Origin of the sequence: Sphingomonas sinipercae (genome assembly GCF_011302055.1) — a bacterium.
Classification (GTDB): Bacteria; Pseudomonadota; Alphaproteobacteria; order Sphingomonadales; family Sphingomonadaceae; genus Sphingomicrobium; species Sphingomicrobium sinipercae.
In genome coordinates this window covers 1,727,703-1,746,863 of record NZ_CP049871.1, presented here as the reverse complement: position 1 = coordinate 1,746,863, position 19,161 = coordinate 1,727,703, and the positions used below count along the sequence as shown (strand labels likewise).

Below are 19,161 nucleotides of genomic sequence, written 5' to 3'. Positions count from 1 at the left end.
GCAAGCCGGCTTAGACAAGCTCAGCCATGCAGTCGTTCTTGCACCTCATTCGCCAACGCTTGCATCTCAGCGTCGCGGGGAAAGCGACGCATCGCCTCACGCACGTGGGCTTGCACGACTGCCAAATCGCTTTCCCTGAGAGCAGACGACGTGGGCAACGTTCTGAGGCCCTGAAACAGCACCATGTATGGGTGCACACTCGAACGGTTACGTCGCTTCTCTATGCTGATGGCTTCTCCCACACTAGCCATGGCCTCGGTCAACAGAGCGTCAGCGTTATCAGCTACAGCCGCTTCACTGAACAAAATCTTCGCCAACGTAGTGAGTGTTAGCGGATGCCGCTCGATTGAAACGGCATGCCTTGCATGACCTATGGCGAGGTCCAGCGCGCCTCGGAAGTCTTCGCTACCATTTTCTGAGTTTTGAGATCGGTAAAGATACAAAAGCGCAACTTGCTCCCAGTATCTTGAGTTCCAGCGCCATTCATCCTCGACTTCTTCGTATAGTTCGCCCGCGCGATCGCCGAGAAATCGCTCGACCACTTGATCTAAGTCAAACAGCCGGGCCGCCAGACGTGCCTCCGGGGTTCTCTGCACAATTGTCTTCCGATTGACTCGGGGCGCGATAGCCTTCCCTAGTCCCACAAACACTCCAAAGAGGTCGTCCGGATAACGCTCAGCAGTTACCTCAAGTATTCGAGTTGCCAGCGTGCCATTGAGAGGCACTACGTAATTCCGTGTAGGTTCTTCGGAGTAGGTCAACGGCAGCGGATGCATCGCATTAAATTGACCGCTGATTGCTGCGCCTGAACTTGCAGCAATCAGCAAATCGAACTTGATGCCACTCTTCGTGCAGTATTGAGCAAGGGCCGCGGTCAAGTATCGCATACGATCGATGCGATTTGCCTCTGCAATCAACGAATCGACGATGCGGTCGAGGGGTCGCAGATCATTGAGAATCCTGCAGCATGCGACAGCGATCGGTTCTCCTTTTAAAGAGCTGATCGACCCTTTTTTGTCGGTGATGATAGTACCCGATCCAACAAGACCTGCCTCCACATAAGTGTTAATCAATTGCTCGGCCTCAAGCTCACCCAATGCAGGAGATCGCTCCGTATCAAACTTTGTGCCCGCTAGCACTTCACTAACGAAGCGATGCCGATATGAGCGTTCTGCAGCCAAAAAGACCAAATCACTCTTCGTTGTAAGTTTTAACACGCTTTCGATTGAGTAAACCTGATCAGCGAAGTCATCAACGAGTACTAGGCAGCGACCAGCTATTCTATCCAGCATGGAAGCTGTGAACTTCGGCTCAAGCCGGCTCACAGCAGAACAAGCAAGCACGACAGTACCTTGTCGAGCGAAATCATAGCCAACTCGGCGCAACGTTGTCGTCTTTCCGATACCGACGTGGTCAGAAAGGAACACCAGTCTCCTGTTACTTGCGCCGGTAAAACAACTTTCCACCGCCTTTAAGACATTGGTGTTTACTGGTCGAGCGATGTCGTACTGCTGGCCCAGGTCACTCCAAGTGGGAGCGTGACCAAAGAAAAAGCGAGGGTTATGCGTGTCAGGGACAGCCGCTGCGGGAACTTTCTCAAAGTCCGTATAGAAACTACTTACGTCTTGCGTCGATATGTCCTCGATGAATATGGCTCGATCATCCGCCGGCACAAGTTCGTGAGGACGTGGACGGGTCCGGATATTGCTATCGATGTATTCAATGAACTCTTCCGATGTGCCCGGGAAACGTAGCAACCCGAGCCGTTCGCACTCTGCATCAGTGACTACATCTCCAAAAGGCTCGACTAAGATTGAGGGGCCTCTGTCGCCTCGAGTAGTAGCCTGCGACCGCAAAGAAAGGAAAAAGTCGAGGTCTACCTCGTCCAAGGATGATCCAACGATAAAAAACGGCTCGCTGGCGAGAAGTTGGGACAGGACCACCATCCAAGGATTGGCTGACTTAATGATCTGCAGATAAGCTTCGCGAGAAAATATGTAGCCATCCTCAGGCCTCTGCACGAAGCCGTGTAGATGGATGATCGGGACGTGCGAGCGATCGCGGACATCTTCGTAAGCATCTCGAAAGTTGCGAGTGGCGGGAAGCTGGTACGGCTGGCCTGTGGCATAAGCCGCCTCAAGTGCGTCATCGATGTTTAGAGTGAAGATTCGCCGCCAAATGAACGTGGGAAGCGCGCGCAGTGCTGGGCCGGGCACGGACCCGGAAAACCGTGCCGTGACGTGTTGATCAACCTCATCGGCGGTCAAAGTCTGGTATATTCTTTGTAATGAGTGCCCCGTCTTCGCTGACTTGAGCTTACAAAGCTCTAAGCGGAATGGATCGGCTAACGGCAGGTCGACGTTGCCAGCGTTCTTAGAGCCGAGGCTTGCGGCAGCACCGAGTAACAAATTGTAGTCGCCGGCGCGGAGACTAATGGCCGCTCGGTCAAGCTGTTCAGCGGTTAGGAAAGCCATTGCCTCTGCGCCTCATCTATCGAGTTGAGATGATGCAATCAGGCCTTTGTGGCGTCTAGTCTAGGGAGAAACTGATCGGCTCAAAGCGGCCGCCGAATTGCTCCGACCCTCACTTTGCCGGAATCATCTCCGCCTGATCCGCTGCCACCTTCCGCTTCCGCGGCTTCGGCTTCGTAAGTGACTGGGCTCCTGCCTCCGCAGGAGCACGGGTGGCCCGCTCCAGCAGCGGCTTCAGATACTGCCCCGTGAAGCTGGCCTCGCTCGCCGCCACAGTCTCCGGCGTGCCTTCGACGACGATCCGCCCGCCATTCACGCCGCCGCCCGGCCCGAGGTCGATCACCCAGTCGGCGGTCTTGATGACGTCCAAATTGTGTTCGATCACCACCACGGTGTTGCCCTGCTCGACCAGGCGGTGGAGGACTTCGAGGAGCTTGCGGACGTCTTCGAAGTGGAGGCCCGTGGTCGGCTCGTCGAGGATATAGAGGGTCTGGCCGGTCGAGCGGCGGGACAGTTCCTTGCTGAGCTTCACGCGCTGCGCCTCGCCGCCGGACAGGGTCGTCGCCTGCTGCCCGACCTTGACGTAGCCGAGGCCGACTTCCTGAAGCATCCGCATCTTGTCCCGAATGCCGGGGACCGCCTTGAAGAACTCGACCGCGTCCTCGACCGTCATGTCGAGCACGTCGGCGATGCTCTTGCCCTTGAACTTCACCTCCAGCGTTTCGCGGTTGTAACGCTGGCCGTGGCAGACGTCGCAGGTGACGTAGACGTCGGGCAGGAAGTGCATCTCGATCTTCAGGAGGCCGTCGCCCTTGCACGCCTCGCACCGCCCGCCCTTGACGTTGAAGCTGAAGCGGCCGGGCTTGTAGCCGCGCGCCTGGCTTTCGGGCAGGCCGGCGAACCAGTCGCGGATCTGGGTGAAGGCGCCGGTGTAGGTCGCCGGGTTGGAGCGCGGGGTGCGGCCGATCGGCGACTGGTCGATGTCGATGACCTTGTCGAGCTGCTCTAAGCCCCTGATGCCCTGGCACGGACCGCAGACGATGCGGGCGCCATTCAGCGCTCGGGCGGCGCCGGCGTAGAGCGTGTCGATGGTAAGCGACGACTTGCCGGAGCCGGAGACGCCGGTGACGCAGGTGAAGGTGCCGAGCGGGATCTTGGTGGTAACGTTCTGCAGGTTGTTGGCGGTGGCGCCCTGGACGGTGACGAACTTGCCGTTGCCCCTCCGGCGCTTGGCGCCAAGCGGGATCTCGCGCCGGCCAGAGAGGTAGTCGGCGGTGATGCTGTCTTCGCAACCGAGGATGTCGTCGAGCGTGCCGGAGCAGACGACGGTGCCGCCGCGAACGCCGGCGCCGGGGCCCATGTCGATGATGTGGTCGGCGTTGCGGATCGCATCCTCGTCATGCTCGACCACCAGCACGGTGTTGCCGAGGCCCTTGAGGCGCTGCAGGGTCTCGAGCAGGCGGTCGTTGTCCTTCTGGTGGAGGCCGATGCTGGGCTCGTCGAGGACGTAGAGCACGCCCGACAGGCCGGAGCCGATCTGGCTGGCGAGGCGGATGCGCTGGCTCTCGCCGCCGGACAGGGTGCCCGACTTGCGGTCGAGGTGCAGGTAATCGAGCCCGACATTGTGGAGGAAGCCGAGCCGCTCGTTGATTTCCTTGAGGATGGCGCGGGCGATCTCGCTTTGCTGCGGGGTCAGTTTCTCGTCGAGCGAGCCGAACCATTTGTGCGCGTCGGCGACGGAGCGGGCGGTGCCGGAGCTGATGTGCTCGCCGGCGATCTTCACTGACAGCGCTTCGGGCTTGAGGCGGGCACCGTGGCAGACTTCGCACGGGCGGCTGCCCTGGTAGCGTGACAGCTCCTCGCGCATCCACGCGCTTTCGGTCGACTGCATGCGGCGGTTGAGGTTGCCGAGCACGCCTTCGAACGGCTTCTTGACCTCGTACGACTTGCGGCCGTCGACGAAGCGAAGCGTGACGGGCCGCCCGCCGGTGCCGTTGAGGACGACCTGTTGCGCTTCCTCGGGCAAATCCTTCCACGGCGTTGCCAGGTCGAAATCGTAGGCGCGGGCAAGGCTGCTCAGCACTTGCATGTAGTAAGGCGAGGGCGGCTGCGACTTGGCCCAGGGCACGACCGCGCCCTTGGCGATGCTGAGGTTGTGGTTGGGAACGACCAGGTCCTCGTCGAACACCAGTTTCTCGCCCAGGCCATCGCAAGCGGGGCAGGCGCCCTGCGGCGCGTTGAACGAGAACAGCCGCGGCTCGATCTCGGCAATGGTGAAGCCGCTGACGGGGCAGGCGAACTTCTCGGAAAAGACGATCCGGCCGGGCGCGCCATAATCGAGCTTCATGCCCGACTGCTGCTCCGGCTCGGCGGGCGGATCGGCGGGGTCGAGGAATGCAAGGCCGTCGGCAAGCTTGAGCGCGGTCTCGAAGCTGTCGGCGAGGCGCGCCTCAATGCCTTCGCGCACCGCGATGCGGTCGACCACCACCTCGATGTCGTGCTTGTACTTCTTGTCGAGCGCCGGCGCGTCCTCGATCGCATAGAACTCGCCGTCGATGCGGACCCGGGTAAAGCCGGCCTTCTGCCACTCGGCCAGCTCCTTCTTATACTCGCCCTTGCGGCCGCGCACGACGGGCGCGAGGAGGTAATGGCGGCTGCCCTCGGGAAGCGCCATCACGCGGTCGACCATCTGGCTGACCTGCTGCGCTTCGATCGGAAGGCCGGTGGCGGGGGAGTAGGGAACGCCGACGCGCGCCCACAACAGGCGCATGTAATCGTATATTTCCGTGACGGTGGCGACCGTCGAGCGCGGGTTCTTCGAGGTCGTCTTCTGCTCGATCGAGATGGCCGGCGAGAGGCCGTCGATATGCTCGACGTCCGGTTTCTGCATCATCTCCAGGAACTGACGAGCATAGGCCGACAAGGATTCGACGTAGCGGCGCTGGCCTTCGGCATAGATGGTGTCGAACGCGAGGCTGGACTTGCCCGAGCCGGACAGGCCCGTGATCACGGTCAGGCTTTCGCGCGGGATGTCGACATCCACGCCTTTGAGATTGTGCTCACGCGCGCCGCGCACAGAGATATGGGTTAGCATCGGCCTTTTTCGTTCCGTTTATGTTCTGAGGCTACGCTGCTGCCCTGCGGCGGTCAACGCGCGGAAACGCAGATGGGTGTTGGCAACCGAAATTGCCATGCTTTGCCGGTGCTTGGGCGCAGTTGAGGAGAGGTTCGTCGATGCATCCGGCGGTTTGTCGAGCCAGGCTGGCGCGGCCGGGCGGATTTAACGACCCCCTTTCAGCAAGCGCTCCGGCTTCACCGTCGTAGCTGTATGATCTGCCCACGTTCGGGCGGAATGCAAAGCGGGAGCCCCGTTTCTCCCGTGTAGGGGAGCCGCCTACCCTTTAGGTGGCTCCCCGTTTCCTTTCCGATCCGCTGAAAAGTTCGCGCATCGTGTCTTGCCTTTTATTAGTCGTTAGACTAAAGACTAATAAAAGGAGAGTGAGATGGCTATGACGATGTTGGCGGCGGCAGTCCTGAGTGTCGCGGTGCCTGCTGCGCCAGGACGCGAGATTACAATTGCGGGCCCCCAAGGCGCGCTGGCCGGCGTCTACCAAGCGGCGGGCAAGGGCGCGCCGGTCGTCGTCATCATTCCAGGTTCCGGACCGACCGACCGCGACGGAAACAACCCGCTTGGGATCACCGCAAGCTCCTACAGGATGCTTGCTGAGGCCCTGGCGGCGAAAGGCGTCGCCAGCATCCGCATCGACAAGCGCGGCATGTTCGGCAGCAAGGCGGCCGTTCCCGACGGTAACAAGGTGACCATCGCCGAATATGCTTCCGACGCCCGCAAGTGGGCCGCCGAAGCGACGCGCCTTACCGGCGCCAAATGTGCATGGCTTGCCGGGCACAGCGAAGGCGCGCTCGTCGCGCTTGCCGCTGCCCAAACGCCGGGGCTTTGCGGCGTCGTATCGATCGCCGGCGCCGGACGGCCGATCGGCACGATCATGCGCGCGCAGCTGCGGGCCAACCCGGCCAACGCACCGCTGCTTGATGACGCATTGGCAGCCATCGATGCGCTGGAGAAGGGGGGCAGTGTCGATGTGTCGGCAAAGCCGCGGCCGCTGCAAATGCTGTTTAGCGCCGCGGTCCAGCCTTATTTCCGCGACCTGTTTTCGTACGACCCGGCCCGCCTCGCGGCGACGGCGAAAGGCCGGTTGCTGATCGTCCAGGGCGGCCGCGACCTGCAGGTCAGCGTCGCCGATGCCGAAGCGCTCAAGGCCGCGCGGCCGGACGCCACGCTGGCGATCGCGCCGAATGCCAACCATGTGCTGAAGTCGGTTCCCGACGACCGCGCCGCCAATCAGGCGAGCTATGGCGATTCCTCACTGCCGATCGACCCGGCCGTCGTCGATGCGGTCGCTGCGTTCGTGTTGCCGGGCGGCAGGTGAACCAGCTGTTCGAAGCGCTGGCGCACCCGACCCGGCGCGAAATCCTCGAGCTGTTGAAAAAGGGAAGTGCGACGGCGGGCCAAATCGCCGACCGGTTCGATGTCAGCAAGCCGACCATGTCCGCGCATTTCGCCAAGCTTCGCGACGCCGGCCTGATCCACGCCGACAAGCAGGGAACGAGCATCGTCTACAGCCTGAACCTGTCGCTTCTCGAGGAAGTGTTGATGGCATTCATGGGGCGCATGGGGATCGCGCCCGAAGAGAAAGTGGGACCATGAGCAGGAAGATCATGATTTGGGCGTCGTTGGCCGTCATCGGCGGCTTGCTGCTTGTCGCATTCGTCGTCGGTTCCGGTCTGCCGGGCGACATGCAACTGCCCACCCATTGGGGGCTGGACGGAAAGCCCGACAGCTTCTCGGGCAAATGGACGGCGCTGCTCACGCCGCCGGCGATCGCAGCGGGCGTGTCGCTGCTCTTCATCTTGCTGCCGGCAATCGAACCGCGCCGGAAGGGGCTGGAGCGCAGCGAAGGGCTCTACGTTGCCGGTTGGGCCGGAGTGCTGTTGATCAGCGCCCTCATCGAATTGGCGGTCGTTGCGGCGGCGCGGGGCTGGAACCTGTCGGCTGCAACCTTGATCCTGGGCGGGGTCGGGGCGCTGTTCGTGCTGTTGGGCAACCAATTGTCGAAGTCCCGAAGCACCTACACGGTCGGGATCAGGACGCCGTGGACGCTGGCCAGCGAGGAGGTGTGGATCAAGACCCATCGCCTTGGCGGAAAGCTGTTCGTCGCCGGCGGGCTCGTCATGCTGATCGCCGCCTTGGCCGATGTTCCTGCGTCGTTGGTTGGCACCCTCGTCATCTCCGTGACTGCCGTGGTCGCGGTCATTCCGGTGGCTTACAGTTACTGGGTCTGGCGGGCCGAAGTCGAAGGGCGGAACGAAGGGTAACTTCGATTTGTCATCCGGAGGCGGGATGGTCTCAAGAAACGGGCTTACGACGAGGCAGGAGTTTGCGTCCGGTTTTTCTTGAAAGCCCCTTGGCCATCCCCGATATAGGGAGAGGTCGGGGTGTGTCGTCGAGGCCCCCCGGAAGAGGAGTAGAAATGCAGAACCAGTTCGACCCGCGCACGACAGGCGTAGGCCCAGCCGCGACGGTTGGGGTCCCGCGCGCCGCCCGCGATGCGGGCCTTCGGTCCTACATGCTGTCGGTTTACAACTACATGGCGTCAGGCGTGCTGCTGACCGGCCTCGTGGCGCTTCTGTTCGCTTCGTCCGGGTTGGCGGAGCAAGTACTCAACACGCCGCTGCGCTGGCTGATCATGCTTGCGCCGCTTGGCTTCGTGATGGCGATGAGCTTCGGCCTCAATCGCATGACCACCGGGACGCTGCGGACCTTGTTCTGGGCATTTGCGGTGACCATGGGCCTGTCGCTGTCGTCGATCTTCCTGGTCTACACCGGGATGTCGATCGCGCAGACCTTCTTCGCGGTTTCCGCCGGGTTCGCCGGTCTTAGCCTCTACGGCTACACGACCAAGCGCGACCTGAGCGGGTTCGGTACGTTCCTGATCATGGGCGTGATCGGCCTGCTGGTGGCGATGGTCATCAACATGTTCCTGCAATCGCCGGCGATGATGATGGCGATCAGCGCGATCGGTGTCCTGCTGTTCGCTGGCCTGACCGCTTACGACACGCAGAAGATCAAGAGCATGTACGCCCACGTCGCGGGCACGGACATGATGGGCAAGGTCGTGATCATGGGGGCGCTGAACCTCTACCTCGACTTCATCAACATGTTCACGTTCCTGCTCAGCTTTATGGGCGACCGCCGGTAGCATCCGGCTCCCCATGAAGCTCATGGGCGACCGCCGTTAGTCGCGGCGCGCAAACAGGTTGGAAGGGCCGGTGGCAACGCCGGCCCTTTTTTTATGCCCCGATCTGCGTAATCTTCGTGACTGGAGTCGCCGAAAGAGGGGGTCTGCGATGCCTTACCGTCATGCACATTGGTATCTGCTCGCTTTGTTTCCGCTCGCCGGACTGGCGTTCTGGCAGAGTTACATTTCGCAATTCACGACGGCGTCCGGAGAGTTCCACGCCCACGGCCTGACCGCCAGTTCGTGGCTCATCCTGTTGCTGTTCCAGAGCTGGTCGATCCAGAAGGGCACCCGCCAGCTTCATCGCACCGTGGGCACCGCGAGCCTGGTGCTGTTCCCGTTGTTCCTGGCGGGCGGGGCAAGCATCTTCTTCGGCATGGCCGACCGCTATGCCGCCGGGTCGCCGTTCCACGTGATGTACGCGCCACGGCTCGCCTGGCTCGATTTCGTCGGCGTCGCCGGCTTTGCCTATTTCTACTACGAAGCGCTTCGCCAGCGGCGCAAGGTGCACCCGCATTCCGGTTATATGCTGGCGACGGTCATCTTCCTGCTGCCGCCGATCTTCGGGCGGCTGATGGCGATCCCGCTGGGCGTGCGCGGACCGGAAGACTTCGGCAAGCTCGGGACCGGGTTCCAGCTCGCCAATTTCCTGGTCGCGGGGCTCGCCTTCTTCATCGCCTATCGGCGTGGGCAGCACGGCCGCCCGTTCGTGCTTGCAGGCGTGCTGACCTTGCTGGCCGCGATCCTGTACCAGGTGATCGGCGGAATGGCGGCGTGGCAGAACCTCTTTGCCAAGGCTGCTGCGCTGCCGACCCTGCCGTTCGCGCTCGCCGCCGGGGTCGCCGGCGTCGGCGTGGCCTATGCGGGTTGGAACGCTGGACGCCGAGCGCTGCCGCCGGGCGTGGTGGCGGCCTAACCGAGGTAGCGGGCGAAGAAGCGCAAGCTGCGTTTCCACGCCAGTTCGGCCGCTTTCGCATCGTAACGCTCGGCCGAAGTGTCGTTGTTAAAGGCGTGGTTCGCGCCGGGATAGTTGTAGGCGGTGACCGTCTTGCCGGCCTTGCGCAGCGCCTCCACCCAGGGCCAGGCGGTGGCGCTGACGCGGTCGTCAAGCGCGGGGACGTGGATCATCAGCGGGGCGGACACCCTGGCGGCCTCGGCCGGGTCGGGCGCCGGTCCGTAATAGACGACCGCGGCATCGAGCTTGTCGCCGGCAGCGACCGCGAGGCGGTTCACGAACGCGCCGCCCCAGCAAAAGCCGACCGCGCCAAGCTTGCCGCCGCGACTTCCCGCGGCCAGTTCGTCCAGCATCTTGACCGCAGCAGCAACGGCGGCGCCGAGATCGAGCCTGCCAATCGCATCGCGTGCCGCGTCCTCGTCCCTGGGCGTGCCGCCGACCGGCGACAGGAAATCGGGCGCGACCGCGCGGTAGCCGGCAAGCGCCAGTCGCCGCGCGACGTCGCGGATGTGGTCGTTCAGCCCGCGGTTCTCGTGGATCAACATGACTGTCGGCTTCAGCGAGCGCGTTCGCGGCTCGGCGAGGTAGGCGCTGTACCCGCCGCCCAGCACCATAGTGCGGGTGGTCAATCGGCGGTCGTCGGCGGGGACCACGGCGGCTGCGGCCGGCGAAGCGGCGATGGCGCCGATCATCGCTTCCGCAGCGGCCGCGCTGCCGGCAAGCGCGATCATCCGCGCCATGAATTCGCGGCGCTCCATGCCTTCGTGCGTGAAGCGATCGTAGAGCGCGATGGCGCGCTGGCGCAGGTCCCGGCTCATTGCGCCGGTTGCTCGGCCTGCTGCCTGGCTTGCGCTTCGGCAATCAGCTTGCCGTCGATCTCACTGGCGCGACGGTAGGCGTCGCGGTCGGTCATCCGCCTGGCGTAGTCGGTGAACGCGGGCCGGGGGTCGAGTAGCTTGAAGGTCAGCATGAAGTTGATCATCGCCCCGACGAACAGGTCGGCGGCGGTGAAGCGGTCGCCGGCGATGAATTGCTTGCCGCTGACCGCTTGCTCAAGCGTGTCCATGGCCAGGTCGTAATTGCCGAAGCCGGCCATTGCCTGGCGATCCGCCGGCACCTCCCAATTCATGGCCCTGGCGGTGAATGCGGCCTCCACCGGCCCAGAAGTGAAGAAAATCCAACGGTAATAGTCCGCCCGGTCCTTCGGATCCGGCGCCAGCCCGGCCTTGGGGAAGGCGTCGGCGAGATAGCAGCAGATGGCAGCCACTTCGGTCACCGCCTTGCCGTTGTGGACGATGGCCGGAACCTTCCCCATCGGATTGATGGCGAGATAGTCCTCACCCTTCATCGTCGTCCCGTAATCGAGCAGCTTCGTCTCGTACGGCTCGCCGACCTCCTCCAGCATCCAGCGGATCGTCTGCCCGCGCGACATCGGGTTGGTATAGAAGGTGAGGTTGGCCATCTTTTCTCTCCTCTTGAACCGGCCGGCTTAGCCGCGCTCACCCTTTGCCGGCGCCTTCACCACCGGCTGCGGTGCCGGGGCAGGGCTGCCGCCGCGTTCCCCGGCGGTGCGGTCGCGCCTGGCGCGAAATTCGCTGTCCGCACTCCAGCCCGGCCAGTCGCGGCTGTTGGCAAGCCGCATGCCCAGGTTGTGGAGCAGCTGAGTGTCCTGCGCCATGCCGCGGAAGTCCCAGCTCGGCGACCATTCGTCATCCGGCTGGTGGTAGCGCTTGTCGCGATAAGCCGCGGCCAAGGCTTCCCCACGCGCCGTCCCGCCGCTGACCAGGTCGTTGCCGCCCCCGAAGCTGATTGCCGGGACGCCGACCTTGGCCATCGAAAAGTGGTCGGAACGGAAGAAATAGCCCGCCTCCGGGTGCGGGTCGGGGCTGTAGTAGCGGCCCTGCTTCTTTCCTTCCTCGACCAGCATGTCGAGCAGGCCGAGCTTGGCATTGCCGGAGATGGTGAAGTTCTTCGCCGGCCCGTTGATGCTGCCCCCATCGGTGTTGAGGATGCCGACGGTTTTGCCCAGCGGAAACAGCGGGTTCTGCGCGTAATATTCGGAGCCGAGCAGCCCCTTTTCCTCCGCGGTTACGGCCAGGAATACGACCGAGCGGTCGGTCCGCGGTTCGCGGGCGAAGGCGCGCGCCTGCTCGATGATCTGGGCAATGCCGGTCGCATTGTCGAGCGCTCCATTATAGATGTTGTCGCCATTCTCGTCGGGCTTGCCGACGCCGAGGTGGTCCCAGTGGCCGGTGTAGATCACGGTCTCGTCGGGATAGCGTTTGCCGGGCAGGTAGCCGACGACGTTGTGCGAGGTGATCACCTCACTGGACGCATCGAAGCGCGACGACAGGCTGGCCTTGAGCGGGACGGGCCGGAAGTCCTTGCGCTTCGCCATCGCCTTGGCCTGCGCGAAGGTCATGCCCGACGCCTGGAAGATGCGATCGGCAAGGTCGCGCTGAATCCAGCTTTCGAAGCCGGTATGCGCCGCCGAGGAATTGTCCCGGACGATGTCGAACTGCTCGTTGGTGTTGGAATTCTTGACCGTGTTCCAGCCGTAGGACGCCGGTTCGGTTTCGTGGATGATGAGAACGCCGGCGGCGCCCCGCCGCGCCGCTTCCTCATATTTGTAAGTCCAGCGACCGTAATAGGTCATCGCCTTGCCGCCGAAATCACCTTCAGCGCCGTCGAAGTCGGGATCGTTGATGAATTCGACCAGCAGCTTGCCGCGGACGTCGACGTCCTTGAAGTCGTTCCATTTCCGCTCCGGCGCCGACGTTCCGTAGCCGACGAACAGCAGCGGGGCGCTCCTGAGGTCGACGCCCTTGGCGCCGTTGAGCGGCGCTTTCACTGCGATCTCGTTGCCCTGGGTCAGCGGGACCGAAGCGCCGCCCAGATCGAGCGTGAATTGGGGCGTGCCGACGATTTCGGCGCGGAGCAGCGGCACCGCTTGTGTCCATTGACGCTTGCCGCCGACGACATCGCCGGCCGGCTGCAGCCCGGCAAGCTCGAGCTGGTTGGCGATGTAGGCGACGGTTTTGGCCTCAGCCCGGCTGGCAGGCGCCCGGCCCTCGTAATCGTCGGCGCCCAGCACCTGCACATGTTTCGAGAGGCGGGCCGGCTCGATCGTGACTTTCGGCGTGGCGGCGAGGGCGGAAACGGAGGCGAGCGCGAGCGCGCTGACGCCCAGCTTGAGGAACGTCTTCACAGCGGTTTCTCCTGAAGGCACGAAAGCGGCACTGCCGCACCGCCCCGCGCACCTCAAGAGGATTCCGCGATTACCCTTCGCCGTCGGCCTTTGCGGTCTTCCGCTTGGCGGCCGCCGCTTTCTTGCTCGGCTTGGGCGCAGCCGGGGTCATTTCGAAGGCAAGCGCATTGTCCTTGATCCGGACCTTGACCTCGCCGCCGTTGACCAACTTGCCGAACAACAGTTCCTCGGCCAGCGGCTGCTTGATCTTCTCCTGCACCAACCGGCCCATCGGGCGCGCGCCATAGAGTTTGTCGTAGCCGCGGTCGGTCAGCCATTGCCGCGCCTCGTCGTCGAGGTCGATGTGGACCCCGCGGTCGGCAAGCTGCAGCTCCAGCTGGAGGATGAACTTGTCGACAACGCGCGCGACCACGGCCGGCGGCAGGTAAGCGAATGGCACGATCGCATCCAGCCGGTTGCGGAATTCCGGCGTGAACATCTTGCGCACCGCATCTTCCTGCGCATCTTCGCGGGTAGCATTGCCGAAGCCGATGCTTTCGCGCGCCATGTCGGAAGCGCCGGCATTGGTGGTCATGATCAGGATGGTGTTCCTGAAATCGACCGTCTTGCCATGATGGTCGGTCAGCTTGCCGTTATCCATGACCTGCAACAGGATGTTGAACAGGTCCGGGTGCGCCTTTTCGATCTCGTCGAGTAACAGCACGCTGTGCGGATGCTGGTCGACCGCGTCGGTCAGAAGGCCGCCCTGGTCGTAACCGACATAGCCCGGGGGCGCACCGATCAGGCGGCTGATCGAGTGACGTTCCATATATTCGGACATGTCGAAGCGCTGCAGCGGAATGCCCATGATCGACGCGAGCTGGCGCGCGACCTCGGTCTTGCCGACGCCGGTCGGGCCAGAGAACAGATAGTTGCCGATCGGCTTGTCGGGATCGCGCAGGCCCGCGCGCGACAGCTTGATCGCCGACGCGAGCTTTTCGATCGCCATGTCCTGGCCGAACACCACGCGCTTGAGGTCAGCCTCGAGATGTTCGAGCACGCGCTTGTCGTCGGTGGACACCGACTTTGGCGGGATCCGCGCCATGGTCGCCACCACTGCCTCGATTTCCTTGGGCGTGATCACTTTCTTGCGGCGGCTCGGCGGCACCAGCATCTGCATCGCGCCGACTTCGTCGATCACGTCGATCGCCTTGTCCGGCAGCTTGCGGTCGTGGATGTAGCGCGCCGACAGCTCGACCGCCGATTTGATCGCGTCGGGCGTGTAGCGGACGTTGTGGTGTCCTTCGAACGAGCTGCGCAAGCCGGCGATGATCTTGATCGTGTCGTCAATCGTCGGCTCGTTGACGTCGATCTTCTGGAACCGGCGAAGCAACGCCCGGTCCTTTTCGAAGTGGTTGCGGAATTCCTTGTAGGTGGTCGAACCGATGCAGCGGATCGTGCCCGACGACAGGGCCGGTTTCAGCAGGTTGGACGCGTCCATCGCGCCGCCCGAAGTGGCGCCGGCGCCGATTACGGTGTGAATCTCGTCGATGAACAGGATCGCGTCGGGCAGCTTTTCGAGTTCCGACACGACGGCCTTCAACCGCTCCTCGAAATCGCCGCGATACCGGGTCCCGGCCAGCAGCGCGCCCATGTCGAGCGAGTAGATCACCGCCGGCTTGAGCACGTCGGGAACGTCGCCTTCGATAATCTTGCGTGCCAGCCCTTCCGCAATCGCGGTTTTGCCGACGCCCGGCTCGCCCACGTACAGCGGGTTGTTCTTCGATCGGCGGCACAGGATCTGAACGGTGCGCTCGACCTCCGGCATCCGGCCGATCAGCGGATCGACTTTGCCGGTGCGGGCCTTCTCGTTGAGGTCGACCGTGAACTGCTTGAGCGCGCTTTCCTTCTTGCCTTCCTTCTCGGCGGCTTTTTCGTCCGTACCAGTGATTTCGTGGGGTTCCGCGGGCGTGTCGCCCTTGCCGACGCCGTGACTGATGTAGGTGACGGCATCGAGCCGGCTCATGTCCTGCTGCTGCAGGAAATAAACGGCGTAGCTCTCCCGCTCGGAAAAGAGCGCGACCAGCACGTTGGCGCCGGTCACGTCGTCGCGGCCGGACGACTGGACGTGCAGGATCGCGCGCTGGACGACGCGCTGGAACCCGCTCGTCGGCGTCGGGTCGGTGCTGCTGTCGGCAACCAGCGCGCCGAGCTCGTTGTCCAGGTAGTGCTTGACGTTGCTCCGCAGCTCGTCGCGATTGACGCCGCAGGCGGTCATCACCTTCGACGCATGCTCGTCGTCGACGAGTGCGATCAACAGGTGCTCAAGGGTCGCATACTCGTGCCTGCGCCGGCTGGCTTCGCCAAGGGCGTTGTGCAGGGATTGTTCGAGTTCGCGAGCAAAACTAGGCATTTAAGAGGGACTCCCACCCGCCCCGGAGCTCACCGAGGCTCAAGCACAATGTCATGTGCGGGTCCGATCCTATCAAGGGCTGCCGGCCCGCTTATCCCCAACTTATCGCTTGAAAAGCTGTTCCGCAGCTGAACGGTGGGCGGTCGCGCGCTGCATGTGCGCCTCGACGCGGCCGATCTCCGCCTTCAGAGCTTCGATGCGCGCTTCAAGCTCGTCGACCGACAACGGGTCGAGATCCTGCTTGGCGAGTTCGGTCAACGGATCGCCGGGCTTGCTCGGGAACATGTCGTCGATGTCCATGGCGATGTCGTTGACCGCTCCACGGGCCAAGTCAATAAGCCGGGAATGAGCGTCATTCCCCCAACGATGCGCGCGATTGTGGCGCCGCAGCCGGACGGACGGCATGAGCTTGCGATCGTCGAGCGGCCGGTGCCGCGGGCGGGTCCGGGCGAGGTGCTGATCAAGGTCGCCGCTGCGGGCGTGAACCGGCCCGACGTGCTTCAGCGCCGCGGCCTTTATCCGCCGCCGCCGGGCGCTCCCGATATTCTGGGACTGGAAGTCGCCGGCGAAGTGGTCGAGGCCGGTGAGGGGGCGCGAGACTTGGTCGGCACGACTGTCTGCGCGCTGGTCGCGGGCGGCGGTTATGCCGAATATTGCGCTGCTCCTTCGGGCACCTGCCTGCCGCTGCCGGCGGGGCTGCCGGCGGTCGAAGCCGCGGCGATTCCGGAGACGCTTTTCACCGTCTGGACGAACCTGTTCGAGCGCGGCTTCGCCGGCGAAGGCGATACCGTGCTGGTCCATGGCGGCACCAGCGGCATCGGCACGATGGCGATCGCGCTGTGCCGCCTGTTCGGGATCAAGGTCGTCGTCACTTGCGGCAGCGACGAAAAGTGCGCCAGCGCCCGCAACCTCGGTGCGTCGGCGGCGATCAACTATCGCACGCAGGATTTCGTCGAAGAGGTGAAGCGGGTGACAGGCGAGCGCGGCGTTCAGGTCGTCCTAGACATGGTCGGCGGCGATTACCTGCCGCGGAATCTCGCTTGCCTGGCGGACGACGGCCGGCACGTGTCGATCGCCTTCCAGCGCGGGGCCAAGGCCGAGCTCGCGATCCCGGACCTGATGCGCCGGCGGCTGACGCTGACCGGTTCGACACTTCGCCCCCGCGGCGTAAATTTCAAAACGCTTCTGCGTGAGGAAATCGAGCGGGCCGTTTGGCCGTTCGTGGCGAGCGGTCAGCTCCGGCCGGTGATCGACGCCACTTATCCCCTCGATCGCGCGGCCGAAGCCCATGCCCGCATGGAAGCGGGCGAGCATGTCGGAAAGATCGTCCTGACGCTTGCCTGACTTGCCGCGCGACGCCGGCGCGCGTAGATGAATTTCTACACGGCCGTCCCGGGAGGGGCGGCCTCATTTGTTTTCAAATTCGGAGAATGCCAGTGGCCCAGCCCCTGATGCCCCACGCGACCGCCGCCTGGCTGGTCGATAATAGCTCGCTCAGCTTTGAACAGATTGCGGAGTTTTGCGGGCTCCACATCCTCGAAGTGCAGGCGATCGCCGACGATACGGCGGCGACGAAGCTGACCGGCCGCGACCCGGTTCGGGCCGGCGAGCTGACCCATGAGGAAATCGAAAAGGGCCAGAGCGACCCCGAGTATCGGCTCAAGATGCAAAAGGAGCCGGACCCGGTGCGCCGCACCAAGGGGCCGCGCTACACCCCGGTGTCGAAGCGCCAGGACAAGCCCGACGGCATTGCCTGGATCATCAAGAACCATCCGGAACTGACCGACGGCCAGATCGGCAAGCTCATCGGCACGACCCGCACGACGATCGCCGCGATCCGCGACCGAAGCCACTGGAACATGGCGAATATCACGCCGAAGGATCCGGTGACGCTCGGCCTCACCAGCCAGCGCGAGCTCGATGCCGCCGTGGCGAAGGCGCAAAAGGCGCTTGGCGCCGTCGCACCGACCGACGAGCGGCTGGACAGCGACCGCGAGGCGCTGATCGTGGAATTGCGTGCCCAGCGCGAGCAGCTGAGCCGCGATGCCGATGCCGCACTGATCGCCGCCGAGCGCGGCGACGAATTGGGCGCCGACGAAATCCTTCCGGGCATCCGCGACCCGTTCAAGCGTTGATTTGGCGGCCATAGGGCGTCATTCCTCAGCCGATGGACCAGCAGGACCCGACGAGCGACCTTAGCTTCGAGGCAGCCTTGGCGCGGCTCGAGGAGATCGTGCGCACGCTGGAGAAGGGCGAAGCACCGCTCGACCAGTCGATCGAGCTTTACCAGGAAGGCGACCGGCTCAAGCGCCTTTGCGAGGCGCGGCTGAAGGCAGCGCAGGCAAGGATCGAGCAAATCGCCTTTGACGCCGACGGCAAGCCGGCGGGCGTCACGGACTTCGATGCCGGCTGATACGATGCAAATCGCTCGGGTCGACCTGTCGGCCGAAGCGGAGCGGGTTTCCCGCGCGATCGACGCTTTTTTCTCCGCCCTGTTGGCGCCTCCCGGCGACGGCAGAAGCCAGCTTTATGAGGCAATGCGCCACGCCGTCCTGGGCGGCGGCAAGCGCCTTCGGCCGCTCCTGACGATCGCTGCGGCGCGGTTGTTTGCGGTCGATGAGGCGCGCGCCATGCGCGTCGCCGGGGCGGTCGAGGCGATTCACGTTTATTCCCTGATCCACGACGATTTGCCGTGCATGGACGACGACGACCTGCGCCGCGGCAAGCCGACAGTCCACATGGCGTTTGACGAGGCCACCGCGGTGCTCGCCGGAGACAGCCTCCACGCGCTTGCGTTCGAAATCCTTGCCGACGAGGCGACCCATCCGGACGCGGCAATCCGCTCGCAACTCGCGCTTGCGCTCGCTCGTGCGGCGGGTCCGTCCGGGATGGCGGGTGGGCAGATGATGGACCTGGCCGCCGAAGGCCGACGCCTGGACCTGCAAGCGATCACTCGGCTGCAGCAGCTCAAGACGGGCGCCCTGATCGAATATGCGATCGAAGCGCCGTGCATCCTGGCGGCCTTGGACCCCGCCGACCGCGCGCCGTACCAGGCTTACGCCGAAGAGGTGGGACTGGCTTTTCAGATTGCCGACGATCTGATCGACGATGGCGGCGACGAAGCGGCGGCCGGCAAGCGGATCGGCAAGGACGCGGCGGCGGGCAAGGCGACATTCGTGTCGCTGCTCGGCGCCGACGGGGCGCGGCGACGAGCGAACGAATTGGTAGATCACGCAATCGGCCGCCTTGACCGTCATGGGCAAGAAGCGGATTTGCTGCGGGCGATCGCGCGCTTCGCGATAGAGCGGGATCGTTGAGATGAGCGAGCGTATCGGCGTTTACCCAGGCACTTTCGACCCGATCACGCTGGGCCACCTGGATATCGTCAAGCGCGCCACCAGGCTGGTCGACAAGCTAGTCATTGGGGTGACCACCAATCCGTCCAAGCAGCCAATGTTCAGCGTCGCCGAGCGGCTGGAGATGGTCCGGCGCGAAGTCGTAGGTTGCAGCGCCAATATCGAGGTCGTCGAGTTCGATTCGCTGCTGATGGACTTTGCGGTCAGCCAGGGAGCGGCCATCATCATTCGCGGGCTCCGCGCCGCCAGCGACTTCGAATATGAATTCCAGATGGCGGGCATGAACCAGCAGCTCAACAATCGGATCGAGACGGTCTTCCTGATGGCCGATGTCTCGCTCCAGCCGATCGCGTCACGGCTGGTTAAGGAGATCGCCCGCTATGGCGGGGCTATCGACAAGTTTGTCCCGCCCAGAGTGGCCGCCGATGTCGCTCGGCAGCTGGGCCGTGGCGCGTAAGGAGA

17 protein-coding genes are annotated in these 19,161 nt (G+C 63.7%); 10 read left to right on the top strand and 7 right to left on the bottom strand.

Annotated elements, in window-relative coordinates:
* Window positions 1-20 precede the first annotated feature (20 nt).
* A complete protein-coding gene (locus G7078_RS09090) occupies window positions 21-2,474 on the bottom strand; it encodes a P-loop NTPase (protein WP_166095273.1) in 2,454 nt (817 codons plus the stop codon).
* A gap of 109 nt (window positions 2,475-2,583) precedes the next feature.
* A complete protein-coding gene (uvrA, locus tag G7078_RS09085) occupies window positions 2,584-5,565 on the bottom strand; it encodes an excinuclease ABC subunit UvrA (RefSeq protein ID WP_166095270.1) in 2,982 nt (993 codons plus the stop codon).
* A 409-nt stretch (window positions 5,566-5,974) separates the two neighbouring features.
* Between uvrA and G7078_RS09080 the strand changes: the two genes are divergently transcribed.
* The 5 genes from G7078_RS09080 (at window position 5,975) to G7078_RS09060 (ending at window position 9,704) form a co-directional block, all read left to right on the top strand.
* Window positions 5,975-6,919: an alpha/beta hydrolase gene (locus tag G7078_RS09080; RefSeq protein WP_206367443.1), complete on the top strand. Its 945-nt coding sequence runs from the start codon at window positions 5,975-5,977 to the stop codon at window positions 6,917-6,919.
* Window positions 6,916-7,197 (top strand): autorepressor SdpR family transcription factor, encoded by a 282-nt coding sequence (locus G7078_RS09075; protein WP_166095268.1) that lies wholly within the window; start codon window positions 6,916-6,918, stop codon window positions 7,195-7,197. Before G7078_RS09080 ends, G7078_RS09075 begins: the two co-directional genes overlap by 4 nt.
* The gene (locus tag G7078_RS09070) at window positions 7,194-7,865 is read left to right on the top strand and encodes an SdpI family protein (protein ID WP_166095266.1); all 672 of its coding nucleotides are present in this window, start codon (window positions 7,194-7,196) and stop codon (window positions 7,863-7,865) included. Before G7078_RS09075 ends, G7078_RS09070 begins: the two co-directional genes overlap by 4 nt.
* 155 nt (window positions 7,866-8,020) lie before the next feature.
* Entirely contained in the window at window positions 8,021-8,749 is a 729-nt protein-coding gene (locus G7078_RS09065) for a Bax inhibitor-1/YccA family protein (protein ID WP_166095263.1), read from the top strand.
* A gap of 148 nt (window positions 8,750-8,897) precedes the next feature.
* The gene (locus G7078_RS09060; protein WP_166095261.1) at window positions 8,898-9,704 is read left to right on the top strand and encodes a hypothetical protein; all 807 of its coding nucleotides are present in this window, start codon (window positions 8,898-8,900) and stop codon (window positions 9,702-9,704) included.
* Here the strand turns inward: G7078_RS09060 and G7078_RS09055 are convergent.
* The 5 genes from G7078_RS09055 to G7078_RS09035 all read right to left on the bottom strand — a co-directional run bounded on the left by G7078_RS09055 (window position 9,701) and on the right by G7078_RS09035 (window position 15,673).
* Window positions 9,701-10,561, bottom strand: a complete 861-nt coding sequence (locus G7078_RS09055; protein ID WP_166095258.1) for a dienelactone hydrolase family protein — start codon at window positions 10,559-10,561, stop codon at window positions 9,701-9,703. The two genes, G7078_RS09060 and G7078_RS09055, sit on opposite strands and share 4 nt — an antisense overlap.
* Window positions 10,558-11,205 carry a glutathione S-transferase family protein gene (locus tag G7078_RS09050; protein WP_166095256.1) on the bottom strand — a complete coding sequence of 216 codons (648 nt, stop codon included), beginning with the start codon at window positions 11,203-11,205 and terminating at the stop codon, window positions 10,558-10,560. The genes G7078_RS09055 and G7078_RS09050 overlap by 4 nt, the downstream gene beginning before the upstream one ends.
* A gap of 27 nt (window positions 11,206-11,232) precedes the next feature.
* Window positions 11,233-12,951 carry a M28 family metallopeptidase gene (locus G7078_RS09045; RefSeq protein ID WP_246166339.1) on the bottom strand — a complete coding sequence of 573 codons (1,719 nt, stop codon included), beginning with the start codon at window positions 12,949-12,951 and terminating at the stop codon, window positions 11,233-11,235.
* Window positions 12,952-13,021: 70 nt separating this feature from the next.
* On the bottom strand, window positions 13,022-15,343 hold the full coding sequence (gene clpA / locus G7078_RS09040; protein ID WP_166095253.1) for an ATP-dependent Clp protease ATP-binding subunit ClpA: 2,322 nt from the start codon (window positions 15,341-15,343) through the stop codon (window positions 13,022-13,024).
* Window positions 15,344-15,445: 102 nt separating this feature from the next.
* The gene (locus G7078_RS09035) at window positions 15,446-15,673 is read right to left on the bottom strand and encodes a DUF1192 domain-containing protein (protein WP_425505244.1); all 228 of its coding nucleotides are present in this window, start codon (window positions 15,671-15,673) and stop codon (window positions 15,446-15,448) included.
* Between the two features lie 15 nt (window positions 15,674-15,688).
* Here G7078_RS09035 and G7078_RS09030 point away from each other — a divergent pair, with 15 nt between their 5' ends.
* The 5 genes from G7078_RS09030 to coaD all read left to right on the top strand — a co-directional run bounded on the left by G7078_RS09030 (window position 15,689) and on the right by coaD (window position 19,156).
* Complete coding sequence (locus G7078_RS09030) at window positions 15,689-16,687, top strand: NAD(P)H-quinone oxidoreductase (protein WP_166095251.1); 999 nt, start codon at window positions 15,689-15,691, stop codon at window positions 16,685-16,687.
* A 107-nt stretch (window positions 16,688-16,794) separates the two neighbouring features.
* Complete coding sequence (locus G7078_RS09025; protein ID WP_166096307.1) at window positions 16,795-17,478, top strand: DUF1013 domain-containing protein; 684 nt, start codon at window positions 16,795-16,797, stop codon at window positions 17,476-17,478.
* A 32-nt stretch (window positions 17,479-17,510) separates the two neighbouring features.
* Window positions 17,511-17,756 carry an exodeoxyribonuclease VII small subunit gene (locus G7078_RS09020; RefSeq protein ID WP_166095249.1) on the top strand — a complete coding sequence of 82 codons (246 nt, stop codon included), beginning with the start codon at window positions 17,511-17,513 and terminating at the stop codon, window positions 17,754-17,756.
* A complete protein-coding gene (locus G7078_RS09015) occupies window positions 17,746-18,660 on the top strand; it encodes a polyprenyl synthetase family protein (protein ID WP_166095247.1) in 915 nt (304 codons plus the stop codon). The genes G7078_RS09020 and G7078_RS09015 overlap by 11 nt, the downstream gene beginning before the upstream one ends.
* Window position 18,661: 1 nt before the next feature.
* Window positions 18,662-19,156, top strand: coding sequence for a pantetheine-phosphate adenylyltransferase (gene coaD / locus G7078_RS09010; RefSeq protein ID WP_166095244.1), 495 nt, complete (start codon window positions 18,662-18,664; stop codon window positions 19,154-19,156).
* Window positions 19,157-19,161: the final 5 nt, after the last annotated feature.